This is a genomic window from Caproiciproducens sp. LBM24188, assembly GCF_054130445.1.
Window position 1 is genome coordinate 1,486,618 of the sequence record NZ_CP196862.1, and the last position, 14,079, is coordinate 1,500,696.

General features: G+C 46.3%; 16 protein-coding genes. 13 read left to right on the plus strand and 3 right to left on the minus strand.

The window, feature by feature from the left end:
* Positions 1 to 8: 8 nt before the first annotated feature.
* From flgK to ACSVDI_RS07050, 3 genes are all read right to left on the minus strand, one after another.
* A complete protein-coding gene (gene flgK / locus ACSVDI_RS07040) occupies positions 9 to 1,718 on the minus strand; it encodes a flagellar hook-associated protein FlgK (protein WP_457945577.1) in 1,710 nt (569 codons plus the stop codon).
* An 82-nt stretch (positions 1,719 to 1,800) separates the two neighbouring features.
* Positions 1,801 to 2,283, minus strand: coding sequence for a flagellar protein FlgN (locus ACSVDI_RS07045; RefSeq protein ID WP_457945578.1), 483 nt, complete (start codon positions 2,281 to 2,283; stop codon positions 1,801 to 1,803).
* A 48-nt stretch (positions 2,284 to 2,331) separates the two neighbouring features.
* Positions 2,332 to 2,673 (minus strand): flagellar biosynthesis anti-sigma factor FlgM, encoded by a 342-nt coding sequence (locus ACSVDI_RS07050; protein ID WP_457945579.1) that lies wholly within the window; start codon positions 2,671 to 2,673, stop codon positions 2,332 to 2,334.
* A gap of 300 nt (positions 2,674 to 2,973) precedes the next feature.
* Between ACSVDI_RS07050 and flgB the strand changes: the two genes are divergently transcribed.
* The 13 genes from flgB to ACSVDI_RS07115 all read left to right on the plus strand — a co-directional run bounded on the left by flgB (position 2,974) and on the right by ACSVDI_RS07115 (position 14,020).
* Positions 2,974 to 3,357 (plus strand): flagellar basal body rod protein FlgB, encoded by a 384-nt coding sequence (flgB, locus tag ACSVDI_RS07055; protein WP_457945580.1) that lies wholly within the window; start codon positions 2,974 to 2,976, stop codon positions 3,355 to 3,357.
* A gap of 176 nt (positions 3,358 to 3,533) precedes the next feature.
* Entirely contained in the window at positions 3,534 to 3,992 is a 459-nt protein-coding gene (gene flgC / locus ACSVDI_RS07060; RefSeq protein WP_457945581.1) for a flagellar basal body rod protein FlgC, read from the plus strand.
* 6 nt (positions 3,993 to 3,998) lie between these two features.
* Positions 3,999 to 4,307 carry a flagellar hook-basal body complex protein FliE gene (fliE, locus tag ACSVDI_RS07065; RefSeq protein WP_457945582.1) on the plus strand — a complete coding sequence of 103 codons (309 nt, stop codon included), beginning with the start codon at positions 3,999 to 4,001 and terminating at the stop codon, positions 4,305 to 4,307.
* Positions 4,308 to 4,458: 151 nt separating this feature from the next.
* A complete protein-coding gene (gene fliF / locus ACSVDI_RS07070) occupies positions 4,459 to 6,216 on the plus strand; it encodes a flagellar basal-body MS-ring/collar protein FliF (protein ID WP_457945583.1) in 1,758 nt (585 codons plus the stop codon).
* Complete coding sequence (fliG, locus tag ACSVDI_RS07075; RefSeq protein WP_457945584.1) at positions 6,209 to 7,216, plus strand: flagellar motor switch protein FliG; 1,008 nt, start codon at positions 6,209 to 6,211, stop codon at positions 7,214 to 7,216. The genes fliF and fliG overlap by 8 nt, the downstream gene beginning before the upstream one ends.
* Positions 7,209 to 8,102: a FliH/SctL family protein gene (locus ACSVDI_RS07080; RefSeq protein ID WP_457945585.1), complete on the plus strand. Its 894-nt coding sequence runs from the start codon at positions 7,209 to 7,211 to the stop codon at positions 8,100 to 8,102. Before fliG ends, ACSVDI_RS07080 begins: the two co-directional genes overlap by 8 nt.
* A 59-nt stretch (positions 8,103 to 8,161) precedes the next feature.
* On the plus strand, positions 8,162 to 9,460 hold the full coding sequence (gene fliI, locus ACSVDI_RS07085; protein ID WP_457945586.1) for a flagellar protein export ATPase FliI: 1,299 nt from the start codon (positions 8,162 to 8,164) through the stop codon (positions 9,458 to 9,460).
* A 15-nt stretch (positions 9,461 to 9,475) separates the two neighbouring features.
* The gene (fliJ, locus tag ACSVDI_RS07090; protein WP_457941745.1) at positions 9,476 to 9,907 is read left to right on the plus strand and encodes a flagellar export protein FliJ; all 432 of its coding nucleotides are present in this window, start codon (positions 9,476 to 9,478) and stop codon (positions 9,905 to 9,907) included.
* A gap of 86 nt (positions 9,908 to 9,993) precedes the next feature.
* A complete protein-coding gene (locus ACSVDI_RS07095; protein WP_457941746.1) occupies positions 9,994 to 11,280 on the plus strand; it encodes a flagellar hook-length control protein FliK in 1,287 nt (428 codons plus the stop codon).
* Positions 11,281 to 11,296: 16 nt separating this feature from the next.
* Positions 11,297 to 12,013, plus strand: coding sequence for a flagellar hook assembly protein FlgD (locus tag ACSVDI_RS07100; protein ID WP_457941747.1), 717 nt, complete (start codon positions 11,297 to 11,299; stop codon positions 12,011 to 12,013).
* A gap of 28 nt (positions 12,014 to 12,041) precedes the next feature.
* The gene (locus ACSVDI_RS07105; RefSeq protein WP_457941748.1) at positions 12,042 to 12,446 is read left to right on the plus strand and encodes a TIGR02530 family flagellar biosynthesis protein; all 405 of its coding nucleotides are present in this window, start codon (positions 12,042 to 12,044) and stop codon (positions 12,444 to 12,446) included.
* Between the two features lie 82 nt (positions 12,447 to 12,528).
* Positions 12,529 to 13,746, plus strand: coding sequence for a flagellar hook-basal body complex protein (locus ACSVDI_RS07110; RefSeq protein WP_457941749.1), 1,218 nt, complete (start codon positions 12,529 to 12,531; stop codon positions 13,744 to 13,746).
* 70 nt (positions 13,747 to 13,816) lie between these two features.
* Positions 13,817 to 14,020, plus strand: a complete 204-nt coding sequence (locus tag ACSVDI_RS07115; protein ID WP_457941750.1) for a flagellar FlbD family protein — start codon at positions 13,817 to 13,819, stop codon at positions 14,018 to 14,020.
* Positions 14,021 to 14,079 lie beyond the last annotated feature (59 nt).

Below are 14,079 nucleotides of genomic sequence, written 5' to 3' on the forward strand. Positions count from 1 at the left end.
ATCTAAAATCAGCCCACGCCCATTTTATTTATGATGGTGTCGATTGCCTCGTCCAGCGTGGTCATAAAGCGGGAGGAGGCGGCCAGCGCCTGATTATACATAATCATGTTTATACTTTCTTCGTTGATATCGACGGAGGAAATTGCCTGCCGCTGTGTGTCGATATCATTGCGCGTTAAAGTAAACGATGTATTCTGATTAGACGTAGTGTTAATATCCTGCCCAAGTGTAGTAGAAAGCGTGGACATAAACGAGTCGAGGCTGCTGGTGAAAAGTGTGGTAGTTTTTGTAGAATCGGTATAGAAGGTTTTCTCCTGTGTAAACTGGTTGATCATATAGAGAATATTCTTCCCGGCACTGGAATTGTCCACCCCAACCAGTGTTTCTGATTTTGTTGCCGTAATAAAGTTGCCAACCGCAGAGTTCCATGCATTGGAAATTGAAATATTTTTGGCGGTAATCTGGGAAATGTCAGTCGTAATACCGTCGTCTGTTGTGAACAAAGGCTTGTTCGGCAAATTAGAAGCGTTGTTTCCCATGTCATCCAATGTCACATTGGTGCTGTTCACGTTGTTCATCATCTGCGCAAATGCGCCGGCAAGCTTGTCCAATGTTTTCTGGTAATAGCCGATGCCGCGGGTCGTTGCCGCAACAGCAGGGTAAGTATCCCCGTTTGCGGAGGTGCCAGAAGCGGCAATATCGTATTCGCCGTTGTCGTTCAGCATGGAAAGGTAACCGGCAAATTCACCACTGGCAATCTGATCATTCAGGGGAAGAGTTGTGGTTCCGTCAGCGGCTTTCTTCCCAAGCAGCTCACCCTTGGAGTTGGTCAGATAAACGGCGGTATCCAAATTTTTCGTATAGTATACGTCGTTGTGTGGCGAAGTCACATAATCAACAGAAACGTTCTGTTTCACAGAAAAAGTACTGTATTGGTCGTCATCAATCAGGTTGTAGTTGGTGCCGTCGGCGCCTTTCATATCCACAACGAGAACGTCCACTGTTCTTCCCGCGCCAATCGAGTACTGCCTGGTGGAAATGTCGATGTCCAAATATTGGGACAATTCGTCCAGATAAGAGTTCCGCTGATCCAGCAGTTCCAAACAGGGCGTTTGGGAAATATCCGCGCTCTTAATTTCCTGATTCACATTAGCGATGTTTTTCAGAAGCGTGTTGACCTTATCAACCGCATACTTTTGAAACGCGCCCTGCTGCTGTGTGCGGATATCTTCCAGCTGCTTTGCGGCTTTGTGGAATTCATCTTTCAGCTTTGTGCAGGCAGTTTTTACAATGGTCTCCAAATTCGTGTCCGAAGGAGTGGCAGCCAGATTCTTCAGCTCGCTTACTAATTCGGTCAGCTGGGCGTTGATTCCGTTCTTGCTGATTTCATCCAGCGCGGATTCCATGTCGTTCATGGCGTCAAGCTGAACGCCGGTCATGCCGGTTTTCGTGCTTGCCATACGGTAACGCACATCCAGGAAAGGATCGCGCAGTTGGGAGACACTTGTGCTTTCGACACCTTCCCCAATTCCGAGGCTGTCTTTATTGGCATACATTGCGTTCCGAGTGGTGGACGCAAGGGCGTTTGAAACCAAACGCTGGCGGGTGTACCCGTCCGTATTTACATTGGTCATATTCTGACCGGTTACTTTCAAATTGTATTGAGCGGTTTGAATTCCGCTTCTCGCCATATAATAGGAGGAAAAGGTGGATGGCATGAAAATCTCCCCTTTTAAATTAAATTTTATGATAACGCTTTATTAGTATCAATTATATATAAATGTTATATATAAATGTCCTTTATACTTTTTTTGAGATGAAGCTTGTGTGAATATTGTTTTCTTTGGCTCGAGCATTATATATTTTTTGAAGATCAGGACGTTTTTCCAATTTCTTAATATCCGCCTGCACCCGGCGGAGCCGCAGCTCGGTCAGGTAGTTACAGCGCAGATTAATTTCCTTAAAAGAGCGAAGAACCTGATAAAGTTCATCATAAATTTGCTGAATCTGTTCCCGCTGCGGAGGTTCAAACAGTGGGATCAGCTCTTTAAAGGTTGCTTTCGGATTTCCTGCTTTTGCCACCAGACGGTCACGTTCCGCTTCCAGCCCGCGTGATTTTAACATAAAAGCTTCTTCGCGGTTTACGCATTCATCCAGCTTATTCAGCCGATTCATAGAAATATCCTCAAATTTTTGTGATTCCAGCTGAAAAAAGTCCTTATAAAATGAAAGGTAGCCTTGGAAAAAATCAATGAATTCATTTGCCAGTGCTTTCTCTAACATTGCAGAATCTCCATTTTAACAATATATATAGGTAAGAAATGTTGGTCCTCAGTCTTCCGAGTTTGTGCCGATGGTTAAAATTCTGGAAAGCTCCTTGGAGTCAATTTTGTACTCGTTTGCTTGGATCTTTGCTTTTAATGTTTCCAGAAAAGAGATATCCTTGTCCTGATTGATATCCGCAAGGATCTGGTCACGTGTTTGCGACAGGGAAGTTTTGCTTTGAATCGCTTGTTTTGAAATTTCAATGGTATCCAGATTTTTTGGTACGGAAATCTGGTTTAGCTTCACAGCGTTAGATTTATTGGAAGCGCCTGAAACGGCCTCGGACTTCTGCACGGAGTAGGGGGTTGAAACAGCGCCGGGTATATAATTGGAATTCTTAATCATCATCACAATTCACCTCGAAAATAGTATCGGCATATCTTAAAAATACTTTAGCAAAACGGAAAATCAACTCTTTATTTTTATAAAATGAATAATTTATTAACTAAATGTTACCAAACTATTAAGTTAATACATTTTTTATAAGCTTATTGTCGAAAAAGATTGACTTTTGACACACATTGTATATAATGGATTTATGTTGGGTCACAGGATACCGTTAATTTTAGTTTAACCTTATTTCAAAAAAATTGTTATGACGGGATAAACGTAAATCCCCCTAAAGTTGAATTTCAGGAGGCGGTTTTGTTGAATTGGCTGGACAGTTTACCAATCAATCTGCTCAGCAAGGACCTCGAGGGCCTTTGGACCAGGCAGCAGGCAATATCTGATAATATAGCAAATGTGAGCACGCCGGGTTATAAAAGTAAAGTAGTTAGTTTTGAAGATCAGCTGAAGGGACTTCTGGCGGATCCTTCCAATCAGGAAGATGTGAATCAGCAGATTAAAGATGTTGAGCCGTCGGTGACGGTTACCGATGATTTGACGTCCAGGCTGGACGGAAATAATGTCGATGTGGAACAGCAGAACGTTGAATCGGTGCGAACCCAGTTCAATTATATGTATTCCCTTCGCGAGCTTTCGAGTTACTTTTCCCGACTGAAATACGTAATTACAGAAGGAAAAAGCTGATTAAAGCTGATTGTTTTTGTTATCAATATCAATTTTCCTCATATTTTTCCTCATATATTTTTCTTTAGTCATTAACATTATTAAGTAAATAAAATCATCATCACATATTACCTCAACCTCACCCGAACCAAAAGAACAGCACTTTACCATTAATCAGCTGGAAAGAAGGATGATTTATGGCGTTTTTAAGTTCCCTGAATATCAACGGATCCGCGCTTACTGCGGAACGGCTGAGAATGGATGTTATTTCGGATAATATTGCCAATGCAACGACAACCAGAACGGAAAAAGGTGGCCCTTACCGGAGAAAGGTTGTTGTTTTTCAGTCCGCGAACCAGTCGCAGCCTAGCTTCCGGCATATCGTGGAGAAGAAGATGAGTGCTCAAAGCGCGAACAATCTTCAGAACGGCGGCGTAAAGGTAGCTCAGGTGGCAGAAGACCCCAGCGATTTTACACCGGTTTACGATCCGACTAATCCGGATGCCAACGATCAGGGATACGTTATGATGCCAAACGTGGATCCCGTGAAAGAAACCCTTGATCTGATGAGTGCCACCAGATCGTATGATATGAATCTAACCGCATTTAATGCGATCAAGCAAATGGCTTCCAAGACTTTAGAGATGGGAAGGTAATGCATCATGGTAATTACACCAATTCAGCCGATTCAGTCAATCGAGTCTTTAACTGATTTATCCCCTGCTTCAAAAGTTTCTGATTCCGGCTCTACCCTGCCATTTCAGGATCTTTTTCAGGATGCAATCAACAATGTAAAAACGACCAACGCCGATCTTGATCAGCAGATTTATAAGCTTGCCACCGGGCAGACCGACGATTTACCTTCGCTTACCATTGCGTCGCAAAAAGCAACCTTATCCGTTCAACTGTTGGTGCAGCTTCGCAATAAGGCGATGGATGCCTATAACGAAGTCATGCGGATGAGTGTCTGACGTAAGGCGATATCGGGATGCCCAAACATTGCTTTAGCATGCGTTGTTGTAACGGCACATTTTACCCCATTTTGGGAATGCCGGAGCATCAGCGCCGATGAAGCATGGAGTTCCAGTTCAATTTGTTTGAAAGGCAGCTGCAGAGTGAAAGATGAGCGAACAAATCAAGAAGTATCTTGACCCGGTCAAGAATTTTTGGCAAAATTTGACGAAAAAAAGGAAAATAATCATTCTCAGCGTACTTGGGGCAATCGTTCTGATTTCCATTGTTGCCGGGGTACTTTTGAATCAACAGCCTTATGTGGTCTTGTATCCGGGATTGGACCACACCGAAGCTGTTGAGGTTATGAATGAGTTAAAAGAGCGTAATGTCAGCTTCCGAGAGGATAACGGAACCATCTATGTGCCGAAGGATCAGGAAAATGCCTTAAGGATGGATTTATCCAACGAAGGACATCCGAAAACCGCTCCGAATTATGATTTCTTTACCAATAATACCAACATTATGTCGACAGACTATGAAAAGAAGACCATTGAAAAATACCAGTTGAATCAAAGACTGGAGGCTGTCATTAAAACGTTGGACGGAGTGGTAAACGCAAATGTTACCATCAGCATTCCGGATCAGAGCAGCTACGCTTGGGATGATAATGCGGCTGAGTCAACCGCCTCTGTTACGATAACCTTAGAGGACGGGAAAAAGCTGCAGGCAAAACAGGTGAACGGGATCAAACAGCTGGTTGCCAAAAGCGTCCCGAATATGAAGACGGATAACGTCAGCGTTGTGGATACTGCCACCGGGGAAGAGCTAAGCGATACCGAGGACAATACCGGAAATCAGGTTGATATTTCCCAGTTTAAACGTACGATTGAAAAAGAGTACGAAAACGATGTGGAAAAGAAGATTATGAAAATCCTCACACCTGTTTTTGGTATCGATAATGTCCAGGTAACTGCAAAAAGCGTAATGGACGTGGACAAAAAGGTTCAGGAAATCATTACATACAACCCGTCCGGCAAAGACAACACAGGCGTTATTTCAGAAAGCAACGTCGATAAGGAACAGGAAACGGGTACGAACAGCAAAGACGGTGGAACAACGGGGACGGAAACGAATTCGGATGTTACAACTTATCCAGGAGTAACCGTCAACGGAAACACCATTTATACCAAAGATCAGCAGACATATAAGTACCTGGTCAGTCAGGTAAAGGAACAGATTCAGGGCGACGCCGCCAATATTAAGGATATGACGGTTTCTGTTGTAATTAATAAGGCAATGATGGATGATAATCAAAAATCCCAAATTGCCAACATTGCCGCGAACGCCGCGGCGACTGACCCGAGTAAGGTTGCGGTTTACAGCGCAGCGTTTGCTACTTCGGCAACGCCGACGGTTAATACCAATCTGCTGCCGAATCTCAACCAGATTTTGTTGTACGGCGGAATTGCGCTCGGTCTGCTTCTGACTATCGGTATTGTGGCGGCTGTTCTGGTTGCCCGCAAGAGAAAGAAGAGACGTGAGGAATTGCTCGGTGTCGGCATTGGCGAAACCGTTCCGGAAGACTTCTATGCGCTGGGCGAAAATGCCGAAGAGATGGAAGAAGTCGAAGACACCGAAGAGGACGAAGAGAACGAAGAAGGCGAAGAGGAAGGAGAAGATGCTGAAGCTGAGGCTCCTGACGAGAACGGAGAAGAAGCGGAGGCTGAGGATATGGTTGAGTCCGAAAGCAATAAGGCGGATGAAGAACGTCTAAATGCCTTGAAGCAGCTGGAAGAAACACGCAGACAGCATAAGACCAAGGAAGAGCAGCTCCGCCAGAGAATACAGGATTTCTCGTCTCAGAATCCTGAAATTGCGGCGCAGCTTATTAGAATGTGGTTAAGGGGCGATGATGTTGATGGCTGATGGAAAGATTACCACACAGCAGAAGGCGGCCGCGGTTATTGTTGCTTTGGGTGCCGACAATGCTTCTAAAATTTATAAGTACCTGAAAGAAGATGAAGTGGAGCAGCTGACTTTTGAAGTTGCCCGGCTTTCACAAATACCCGCTGAGGATCTTGAGAAGATTCTGGATAATTTCTACCAGGTTTGCCTGACGCAGAAAGTAGTTACCGAAGGCGGCGTGGAGTATGCACGCGATGTTCTGGAAAAAGCGTTTGGTGCACAGATGGCAACTTCGCTTCTGGACCGGGTTACCAAATCGCTTCGGACCAAGGCGTTTGAATTTATCCGCAAGGCGGACTACAAAAATATTATCGCAATTATTCAGAACGAACACCCGCAGACGATCGCTATGATTTTATCATATGCCCGGGCTGACCAGGCGGCAGACATTATTGCCGAGCTGCCTAAGGACATCCGGATGGAAGTGGTGGAGCGAATCGCTACCATGGACCGCACTTCGCCGGACATTGTCAAAATTGTGGAGTCCAACTTGGAGCAGAAATTTGCCTCGCTCATGTCGCTGGACTTTACGGAATTCGGCGGCGTAAATTATATTGCAGATATTATGAACAATATGGACCGGGCCAACGAGAAGTTCATTTTCGACGAGTTGACCCGCAAGGATGCCGAACTTTGCGAGGAAATCCGGAAAAGAATGTTCGTTTTCGAGGATATTACAACTTTGGACGATATGTCGATTCAGCGTTTTCTCCGCGAAGTCGATTCCAAAGACCTTGTTTTTGCCCTCAAGGGTGCCAATCAAGAAGTGGCAAACTGCATCTTCAGAAATATGTCCACACGTTCCAGCGAAAGCGTCAAGTCCGACCTGGAGTATACGCACAATGTCAGGCTGCGTGATGTGGAAGAAGCGCAGCAGCGTATTGTGGGTGTTATCCGTCGACTTGAAAGCGAGGGTGAACTCGTGATCATGAAGGGCGGAAAGGATGAGGTCATTGCCTAATCTTATTATTAAGGCGTCCCAGTATGACGGTATTCATGCGCAGAGCGTGGATCCGGCGGAACTGCCAAGGTTCCACAGCAATCCAGTTCCTCCCAGCAGTCCTGCTCCCACGAGTGAGCCGGCTCCCAAAAGCGACCCGGTTCCCACTCAGGCGGCGGCCCCGGCTCCTGCAGCTGAGCCGCAGGAGGATGTCAGGAATCGGCAGCAGGCGATCATGAAAGACGCGTTTCAGAAAGCAAAGAGCATTGTCGAGGCGGCTCAGAATTACAGCCTGAACCAGCTTCAAGAAGCAACCATGCGGATGAATGAAGAATGCGCGCAAATGAAGATCCGCAGCTATGAAGACGGTTACCAAAGTGGTTTCGCAGAAGGAAAGCAGGAGGGTACCGAGCTTGGTTATCAGGATGGATATCAGCAGGGGCTGAAAAAGGCACAGGAAGAATTCAACCAGAAAAATCAATCCATTACAGAAAACGCCGAAAAGGAAATACGTTCGATGCTGGACAGCATCGAACAAGCGAAAGAAGATATCCTGAAAAAGTTTGAGGAAGACCTGCAGGGTTTATCCATTGGAATTGCGCAAAAGATTCTCCGCAGGGAGCTTCAGCTGGAACCTGATTCCATTCGGACCATTATTAATAATGTTTTGGATTCCTACCGGAATCAGGCTTGGGTTAAAATAAACGTTTCGCCTTCGGATGCGGAGATTCTGACGAAAGCAGATCGAAGCATTATCCAGGAATTACAGAAGGTTTCTTCCAATGTCAAGATTGTTCCGGATCCGGATTTGAAAGACGGCGGCTGCATCATTGATCTGCCCGATCAGGTGATCGACGCCGGAGTCGATACGCAAATGGAGCAAATTCAGAAAGCGCTGAACTTATAAAAAACAGCTTGTTATGATTTTACGGTTTTCACAATCTGCGTTGCGGGGGTGTTTGCAGTATGGATTTTTCAACTTCATATGATGTACTGGCAAAGCTTGACCCGCTTCGCTGTATGGGGAAAGTAAAGAACATTGTCGGGATGATGATTGAAGTCAGCGGAATCACCGGAAATGTCGGCGATATCTGCACCATCGAAACCCCCGGCGAAGAAAAAGTCATTGTTGCTGAAATCATTGGATATAAAAACGAAAATCTTCTTTTAATGGCTTACGGCGATGTAAAAGGAATTGGCCTTGGCAGTCTGGTTCAGTGTACCAAACGAAAGCTCCAGGTGCCTGTCGGCGATTTCCTGATTGGCCGCACCATAGACGCCACCGGCAAGCCGATTGACGGAAAGGGCGATTTCCAGGCAACGGAGTTCTACGATGTGGATTCCACTTACACGAATCCGCTGGAACGTCCCAGAATCAGCCAGCGGCTCAGCTTCGGGATCAAAGCGATCGACGGCATGATGACGATAGGCAAAGGCCAGAGAATGGGCATTTTCGCCGGCAGCGGCGTTGGGAAAAGTACTCTGATAGGAATGATCGCAAAAAATGTCAAATCGGATATTAATGTGATCGCCCTGGTGGGCGAACGCGGCCGTGAAGTGACCGAGTTTATGGAAAAAGATCTTGGCCCGGAGGGGCTGGCCCGTTCGGTTCTGGTTGTTGCAACCTCGGATCAGCCGGCCATGTACCGGGTAAAATGCGCGATGGTTGCAACGGCGATTGCGGAATATTTTAAAGATCAAGGAAAAGATGTTCTGCTCATGATGGATTCCCTAACCCGTTTCGCCATGGCGCAGCGGGAAATCGGCCTCGCCGCGGGCGAGCCTCCTATCGCGAGGGGCTACACGCCGTCGATTTATGCGGAGCTTCCCAAGTTGCTGGAGCGCAGCGGAAACTTCAAAACCGGCTCCATCACCGGAATTTATACGGTTCTGGTGGAAGGCGACGACACCAACGAACCGATTTCCGATACGGTTCGCGGCATTATTGACGGACATATTGTTTTAACCCGTTCACTTGCCCATCAAAACCATTATCCGGCGATTGATGTGAATTCCAGTATTTCCAGATTGATGAATGATATTGTCGATGACGAACATAAACAGGCGGCTTCCAAAATCCGAAATCTGCTGTCTGTTTATTATCAGAATTATGATTTGATTTCAATCGGCGCATACAAACCGGGAATGAACCCTCGGTTGGATGAGGCTGTTCGAAAGATAGATTCCGTAAACTCGTTTCTGTGTCAGAAAGTAAATGAGAGCTTTTCTTTTGAGGAAACTCTGAAAATGATGAAAGAACTGTAAGGACGCGAATTTACTATGAAGAAATTTATCTTTTCCCTCGAAAAAGTCTTGGGGTTTAAACAGCAGACGCTGGATGTGAAAAAAAACGAGCTTTCCGCCATGCAGTCCAAACTGCATGAACTGGAACAGGAAATTGATGACCTGAACCGTAAATTCACCTTGTACAATCAGCAAATGGTGGAGGCTATGAAAGAAGGCCTTTCCGCCAGTGATATTTCGGTTTATAAAATGTATTTCAATGAGTTGAATAGGAAGATCAAAAAGCTGATTGAGGAAAAATCAACGGTGCTGGATTTGATTTCACACAAAAAAGATGAAATTGTGCAGGTCAACAGCGAAATTTCCGGTTTTGAAAAGCTTCGGGACAAGCAGTTTGCAGAATATATGAAGCAGGTTCAGAAAAGCCAGGAACTTGCGATTGAGGAATTTGTCAGCCAGGTTCGCTGAATCTATATTTGTTTATAAATACCTTTATTTATAAAACCAGTACCGTGTTAATCACGGTAGATGAAAGAAACAAGGAGGTGAAAAGAATGGTACAGCAAATAACAATGTCTCAGGTGCAGCAAGCCACACCGAAGACTCAGTCTGTTCAAACTCAGAAGGACGACCGGAGTTTTCAGTCTGTGCTGAAGCAGTCCACCGATAAGCTGGAAAGCAAAAAGCAGGAAGGACCGTCAAAAAGCAGCCTCCCCGAGAAAGAAAGCAAAAAAGACGACACTTCTTCCGTATCGCCGGAAGCTACCGTATTAAGCGGACTTTGCGGCTCTGCAGTACAGCTTCAGCCTTCTGCGCAGACGCAGCCCTCCACAGCTTCTGCCGACGAAACGGTTTCCAATCCGCCCATTTTGTCCGTTGAAGCGGGTGGCGAAATACTCCCAACCGCACCGATGACACCTGATTCGGCAAGCAGTTCCTCTGGTGGGCAAACCGTTTCTGCTGATTTGCCTATACCGCAAAATCAAGCGGCAGAGCAGACTAATCGAATCGGCGAAACGTCCACAATGAGTCAGGCAAACGTTCCCACTGGCAACCAAAATCATGGAACGGCGGACAGTACTGTTACCCAAGTGGTTCATGAAGCATCGGTATCCAACACAACGGATTTTACGACGCAGAAGCAGGAAAATCAGCTTCCGCAGACGAACTCTTCTCAGCAGATGGAAACGCCTGTTTCGAATGATTCAATTACCGTGCCTGTTTCAGCCAAAGGGGAGCCAACCGGACGGAACACGGGAGCACAGGCGGAGCAGAGTGAGGCGGCCGACCTTTCCGGACAGCAGAAAATGGAAGAATCGGCGGCAAACGTACAGCCAGCTTCTTCTTTTCAGAATATGATGCAAACCGGCAACATTATCATTAAAGTTTCCGATGAAGTGCCCAAAACAACCAAACCGGTGGTTCACCAGGTTGCAGATCAGGTACTGAAACAGTATCAAGCCGGCACTCAGAATTTCCAGATGGATCTTTATCCGAAGGAACTGGGAAAGGTCACCGTAAAGCTGGCTGTGCAAAACGGTACCATGACGGTGGAAATTTCTGCATTAAACCCGAAAACACAGAGTATGCTTCTTTCCAATTCGGGTGAAATTCGTGCTCTACTGGAAAGCGCGGTCCATCATACGGTGGAAGTTACTCAGCCTGCGCAGGATTCCCAGTGGTATCAGCAGGATCAGAACTCTTCCGGACAACAGGATCAGCAGCAGGAAAATCAGCAGCGTCAGTATCGATATCATGACGACCAAGACGGCGTGAACGACAGCCAAGAGGATTTTCTTACGATGATCCAGCAGCTTCGGATCAAAGCCAATATGAACTAGGAAAGGAGGCTACAACTTGGGTATTACAACAACGAACAACATCAACAGTTACAATACGTCTTCTACCTCTAGCGCCAGTTCTAACACGACGAAAAACAATGCTGCAAGCATGGACACTTTCCTTCAGCTGCTTTCCAAGGAAATGCAGAACCAGGATGTTTTGAATCCGAGCAGCAACACCGAATACATTACGCAGCTGTCCCAGTTTACGTCTTTGCAAGCACTGCAGAACCTGGTCAACTATGCAAACAATCAAAATGATCTGCAAACCTCGTTGCTTGGTTCATCCATCGTGGGAAAATCGGTGATTGTCGCATCGTATGATTCCGAAACCAATACACTTACCAAAGATCACGGCATTGTTACAAAGTGCGATTTTTCTCAGACCACACCTATGGTGACAGTCAACGGTAAGGAATATTCACTGGGCTCCGTTATGGAAGTTGACAATTCGCCTACTGCGGATAATTTCCAGTATGGAACTTCTCTGGTTGGAAAAACCGTAACCGTGACCGGCACCGATGCGAAAGGCAATTCCGTCGACACAACCGGCGTGGTATCCGGCTGCATCTACAAAAACGGTAATGTAAGCCTGGTGATTGACGGGAAAGAATATTCGCTTTCCGCGGTTACCAAAGTGGTGAACGGCACGGAGGCTTCGGACACTTCCCAGAGCAGCGGAAAGGACAGCAATTCGGAAGCATCCGGCAGTGGTTCTACCGCAAAGGTTTAACCGGCCCAGGGACCCGTAAGGAGAAGTCATGGAAGACATACAATTTCAAAAAAAGTACGCTTCAATGATCGGCCCCAATTATCCCGTTTCCCAGATTCCCAATTCCGCAAAAGCGCTGGAAACGCAGCAGAATGGAACGGATTTTTCCCAACTGTTTCTGCAAAAGGTTCAGCAAAATTCGCAGCTGACGTTTTCCAAACACGCGCTGCAGCGGCTGGACAGCCGCCAGATTCAGCTTTCTCCCCAAATGCTTGCCAAAATCAACGGCGGGGTAGAAAAGGCAAAGGCTAAGGGAATTAAAGACGCGCTTATATTAAGCGGGCCGAACGCATTCATCGTGAACATTCCAAGCGGAACAGTAATTACTACCATGAGCGGTCAGGAAATGACCGACAATGTCTTTACAAATATTGACGGAGCCGTAATTGTATAACCGGACCTTATCAGGAAGTTATCAAGACTTTGACTGACAGAGAAGTCTTTGCGGAATCCGAAAAAGAAAGTGAGAGATTAAAATGTCATTATCAAGAGCAATGACCTCCGGCGTATCCGCTATTTCAGCGCTTCAGTCCGGAATGGATGTAATTGGCAACAACATTGCCAACGTGAATACTTCCGGTTTTAAATCCTCCAGAACGACCTTCCGCGACGTTTATTACCAAACGCTTTCGGGTGCTTCTCAGGCAGGCACACAGGGCGGTTCCAACCCGTCTCAGATCGGTTATGGTTCGCAGCTGTCATCCGTTGACGTGGTGAACACCCGCGGCGGTTTTGTTTCCACGGGTCTCGGCACGGACTGCTACATCGATGGCGAAGGCTACTATGTGGTGCAGGACGGAAGCGGCAAGAAGTTTTTAACGCAGGTCGGCACGTTCAGCTTTGACGGCAGCGGCAACCTGGTAGACGGCAACAAAAACAAAGTCATTGGGTTCCCTTATGCCGGGTATACCACGGACAAGGTAACCGTCGGCGGTGCTACGATTGACTTTGGTAAGGATAACCTTTCCAAGTATGATTTGGACGGCTACACCTTAAAAGTTGTGTACAGCAAGACGGCCGACAGCAGTGTGGTTGCAGATATTGGGAAAAAGACCATTACTGTTACTTACAAACAGGAGCAGGATGCTACTACGAACGAGTATTCTTCCCTGACGAAAAACGGGCTGCAGACTTTGCTGCAAGGCACTTGGACTTGGCAGGAAAACGGCGGCACACCAACTACCACGCCGAGTATCACAACAACCGATATTACCATTAAGGGCGGCGCCACAGGGGATGCCACGGCCAACGATGTAGTACCCGCCGATGCTTCCGGCACGGTAAACAACAGTGCTTCCTTCAATACCGACAGCCTGACCCCGATTGTGAATACCTATGGTACCCTGAAAAATGTTACCATCAGCGCCGACGGTATCATCACCGGCCAGGACACAAACGGAAAGATTCAGAGTATTGGCCAGATTGCGGTTGCATATGTGCCAAACCCCAACGCGCTTTCTTATGACGGAAACTCCTATTTTTCCGCGGGCGTCAACACGGGCGACCTGGTCTATTCGGTTCCGGGCGAAAACAGCACCGGTAAGTTAAAAACCGGCGGCCTGGCGGGTTCCAATGTAGACCTTGCAAATGAGTTTTCCAATATGATCGTAACACAGAGAGCGTATCAGGCCAACTCCAAAATCATCACGGTCAGTGATGAAATGCTTGAAACGCTGGTCAACATGAAGAGATAATAAGGAATGACAGCTTCCGTACCGGAACGAAAAGTCCGGTACGGTCCGGCTGGTCCTGGAGGGGACTCAAATGATCGAGTTAACCAACTTAAACGGCGTTTCTTTTGTTCTGAACAGCAATCTGATAGAAGATATTGTAAATATTCCGGAAACGAAGGTAACTCTGACAACTGGAAAATATTATCTTGTAAGTGAAGACAAAAATGAGATCATAAAGAAGGTCATTGCTTACAACCGGGAAATTTTTAAGAATGTAATCCGGTTGAAGGATTGACTTTTTGAGCTTTGAAACAGCTATTTTGTTTTAATTGTTTTTCTTCGGAATAATCTTCC